Annotated in this window: 3 protein-coding genes and 1 pseudogene; 2 read left to right on the top strand and 2 right to left on the bottom strand. The window is 69.8% G+C overall.

What is annotated here, in order from left to right:
- A pseudogene (locus tag AAG827_RS22075) lies at nucleotides 1-565 on the top strand (hypothetical protein); the annotation flags it as partial.
- Between the two features lie 319 nt (nucleotides 566-884).
- Nucleotides 885-1,370, top strand: coding sequence for a hypothetical protein (locus AAG827_RS22070; RefSeq protein ID WP_341928360.1), 486 nt, complete (start codon nucleotides 885-887; stop codon nucleotides 1,368-1,370).
- 269 nt (nucleotides 1,371-1,639) lie between these two features.
- On the opposite strand, the gene AAG827_RS22065 is transcribed toward AAG827_RS22070, so the two are convergent.
- The gene (locus AAG827_RS22065; RefSeq protein ID WP_341928359.1) at nucleotides 1,640-2,047 is read right to left on the bottom strand and encodes an NUDIX domain-containing protein; all 408 of its coding nucleotides are present in this window, start codon (nucleotides 2,045-2,047) and stop codon (nucleotides 1,640-1,642) included.
- A 150-nt stretch (nucleotides 2,048-2,197) separates the two neighbouring features.
- Entirely contained in the window at nucleotides 2,198-3,493 is a 1,296-nt protein-coding gene (locus tag AAG827_RS22060) for an HNH endonuclease signature motif containing protein (protein WP_341928358.1), read from the bottom strand.
- Nucleotides 3,494-3,775 lie beyond the last annotated feature (282 nt).

Here is a 3,775-nt window from a genome sequence, read left to right as displayed (position 1 = left end):
CGTCGTCGACCACGCGGTGGGGGACCGCGACATGGTCTTCACCGGTGCCGGCGACGACGAGGTGTCGTCGTACTCCGGACCCGACGAGATCTCCCTGGGACACGGCAACGACGTCGCCCTCACCGCCAGCGACGCCCCGGTCATCGTCGACGGGGGTGCCGGCGGCGACCAGGTCAACGCCACGGTCCACGACGACCTGATCATCGACGGCGGCACCGGCAACAACAGCGTCGTCCTCGACGCCACCGGGGTCGAGGACGAGCTGGTCCTGACCCGACGTGAGGGCACGCTGGTCTCCGACACGATCCTGGCCCGCGTGCGACGCTTCACCTCCTACGAACTGATCGGCGGCTCCGCCTGGACCTACACCGGCGCCGACCTCCCCGACCGCGTCGTCGCCCTCTCCGCCGCCGGCCCGGTCCGGATCTCCACCCTCGGCGGCAACGACGAGCTGTGGGGCTCCGCCTTCGACGACCTCCTCGACGGCGGCTCCGGCACCGACGAGGTGCACCCCGGCGGAGGCACCGACACCTGCGTCAGCGTCGAGGTCGGCACCTGTCCCTGAGCGGCGGGCCTGACCGTCGGGCTGTGGGTGAGCGTCCAGAACCGACCCGCACGCTGATCGAGCCAGCCCAGCGTCAGTCGTCACGACGCCGGGCGCCTGGCGGTGGAGAAACACGCGGCACGCGGAAGCGGGCGGCTAGATCCGGATGGACTGGCCAGCGCTATCGACGCGAGTCCCTGCGGCCGCCGCCCGGCTTTGGCGGGTCGAAAGCCTCTGTCTGTCCGCGCAGAACAGCACGATCGTGGACGTGAGTGCGGACCCTTCCGCTCCTTAGTTCGTCCGACCCCCTGGGGTGAGCCCCCAACGGGGGAGCACAGCAATGGAGGACACCATGAAAGCCAGCTCACTCATCGGCCTTTCTGCCGCCGCGATCCTGGCTGGCAGTCCGGCCGTCCTGGCGGCCAGCCACTCCACCACCTCCGCGGTGCGGTCGGCCGGGGAACCGATCGCCCAGAGCGTGATCCTGCGCGGGCACCTGACGACGCCCACCAAGCTCGCCCTGCACTACGTCATCGCCGGGAACACGGCCGTCTACAGCAGCTCCACGACAGGCGAACCGATCCTCGCGGATGGCGGCGAGCTCGGGTCGGTCCGCGTCTTCATCAACGGCAAGCTCAGGGGTGGCAGTGACGCGGGCGCGGTGACGTGTGCAGCCCACGCCAAGACGAGGGAGTACTACGACCAGTTCCCTACGCAGTCGTTCCGAGTGAAGGCGAGCAAAGTCCACCGGGTACGGGTGGTGGCCCTGTACTGCACCCCTGACGGGACGCAGTCGACGACCACGCAGCGCGCCGTGGTCCGCTGACGCATCCCCCCAAGCCATCCGGTGACGCGGCGTCAAGCGGGGCAGCGACACTCCGGCCTGCGCCGTTAGTCCATCCGGCTACGGCCCAGGTGCGCAGGCGGCTGCTCGCAGTGCGAAGAACGCTCTCCGAGGCAGCGCGTGAGGGGCGCGCACTCATCTCGGCACGAGCGGTTAGCGGCAGAAGCGTGCGTCTTCGAGCGCACGCTACGCGGCAAGTCCGGGCGGTCCACAAGTGCGAACAAACAAGGTTCGCAGCGGGCCTGTGAAGGTCAGAAGACCCGAGCGTGAAGGGTGCCCGCGTAGTCGATGGCGGCCTGCACTCGGGCCGCCTGCACGCCCCCCAGTTCGCGCACAGGAGTCCACCGGAAGGCACTGTGCTCGTCCGAGAGAGCGATCTCAGCGTCGTCAGGTAGCCCGCAGCGGAAGATGCCGACCTGCGACTCGAACTCGCGGTGGTAGTACCACCCGGTCAGTGGGCCTATCTCGACCTCGACACCCAGTTCCTCACGACACTCGCGCCTAAGAGCAGCCACTATCGTCTCTCCCGGCTCGACTGCACCTCCCGGCAGTCCCCAACGCTGATCGCCATACGACTGGCGCAGCAGGAGCACGGACCGACGTGCATCGTCCACCACCGCCGCGTGCACGCTGAAGCGAAACCGATCGTCGAAGGCCACCGGCACATGGTTCCAGAAGACAGACGTCTGACCTTCCCGTGACATCCGGATCTCGGCTATGAGCGGATGTCCGGCGGCCTCCGGATTCACGACCGTCGAGGTCGGGACATGCCTGTGACCCCGCCCGCGGCGGGGTGTGGGGCGGTGGGGTCAGGTCTCGCCGGGTGGGGCGGCGGGCGGGGTGATGGGGGTGGTGCCGTGGTGGTCGCGGCGGAAGAACAGGCCGTTGGGGGAGCGCCAGAGGTAGGTGGTGTCGTCGAGGCGGTCGTAGTCCCACCTGGTGTGGGTCTTCGCGCGGTGGTGGCCTCGGCACAGGGGTGCGGTGTTGGCGGTGGACGTGGTCCCGCCTTGGTCGTGCGGGGTGATGTGGTCGATGTCGCTGGACCTCGCGGGTCTCGTGCACCACGGGAAGACGCAGTGGTGGTCGATGAGCTCGCGTTGGGCCCGGAGTCGGTCGGGGATCTCGTAGGCGGCGACGTTGATCTGCTCGGCGAGGTCGATCACTGGCTTCACGATCACCTGGACGCCCGGTGCGGCGCACCATTCGCGGACGCGGTCGGCCCAGATCGGGGACCGGGTGTTCTCGACCCGGGCCAGACATCCTTCGACGGTGTCGTCGCCGGTGAGGGCTGCTTCGGAGAGGTGGACGTGCAGCACGACCCGGCTGCGCGGTGGCACCACCGACTCCTGCCCGCCCGCGTCGTCGAAAGGCAGGGACACCTGGCCGCGGGCGAGGTCGCCGGCGGCGAGGGAGCGGCGTACGTCGTGCGACTCGGTGCACCCGGCGGCACCGAGCGCGGTGGCGCCCTGGTTGAGGGCGTCGTCGAGGTCGAGGGCATCGCGCAGGTCCAACGTCCCGGTGAGGTCGACGGTGCCGTTGATCCCGACCTGGTGGGTGTGGATCGAGATGTGGCGGCCGTCGGCCGCGGCGCGGGCGCGCTTCTCGGCCTCGACGGGGTCGAACCGGGCCTGGGCTTCCTCCACGAGGCGTTTGAGCTGCAGGTAGGACACCTGGTGGGCCACGTGGGCGACGTGGCGGTCCACGAAGACCGCGCCCTTCTCGGGCAGGCACATCGTCTGCTCCGCGATGGAGCGTGCGCGCCAGAACGGGAGGTCGCCGGCAGCGACGCGTTCCCAGGTGCGTGGCAACCGGTAGCGGATCTCGAGCACGGCGCCGACGTAACGCTTCCCGGCATCGGTGGACTGACCGAGCGCGGCGCAGAGCTCGAGGACCGCGGACTCCAGCACCCACGGGGCCCCGTCGCCGGCCAGCGGGATGCCGTGATCGCCGAACGAGGCGGAGTCTTCGTCGTCGGTCTCGTGGAGCACGCACCAGTCGATGACGCCCAGGACGGTGCGGATCTCCGCTGCCAGCTGGTCGCTACGACCCGCGCGGACAGCGGTCAGCACGGTGGTGCTGTCGTCGCTCCCGGGCTGCTCGGTCATGGACCCATTGAAGCCGTGGCCACCGACAGTGGGGCCCGTTTCGGTGCCTCAGATCTCGCTTGCTGAGACGACAAGGGAAAGTGTTTTCGATCGACTTCTGGCCGGTCTGGGTCGGGGCTGCCTGTCGGGTCGCCGGGTCTCGACGACCGCTCGCTTCGCTCGCTGCTCGACCGGCGGGGGTGGGGTCTCGACGGCCGCTCGCTTCGTTCGCTGCTCGACCGGCGGGGGTGGGGTCTCGACGGCCGCTCGCTTCGTTCGCTGCTCGACCGGCGGGGGTGGGGG

Source organism: Nocardioides psychrotolerans, assembly GCF_943371775.1.
GTDB lineage: Bacteria > Actinomycetota > Actinomycetes > Propionibacteriales > Nocardioidaceae > Nocardioides > Nocardioides psychrotolerans_A.
Note: the sequence above shows the minus strand (reverse complement) of the source record. Positions and strands in the feature narration are given on the sequence as shown.

Excerpts from the sequence above, each read along its gene's own strand:
- AAG827_RS22070 (WP_341928360.1), top strand. The coding sequence starts at position 885 with ATGGAGGACACCATGAAAGCCAGCTCACTCATCGGCCTTTCTGCCGCC.
- AAG827_RS22060 (WP_341928358.1), bottom strand. The coding sequence starts at position 3,493 with ATGACCGAGCAGCCCGGGAGCGACGACAGCACCACCGTGCTGACCGCT.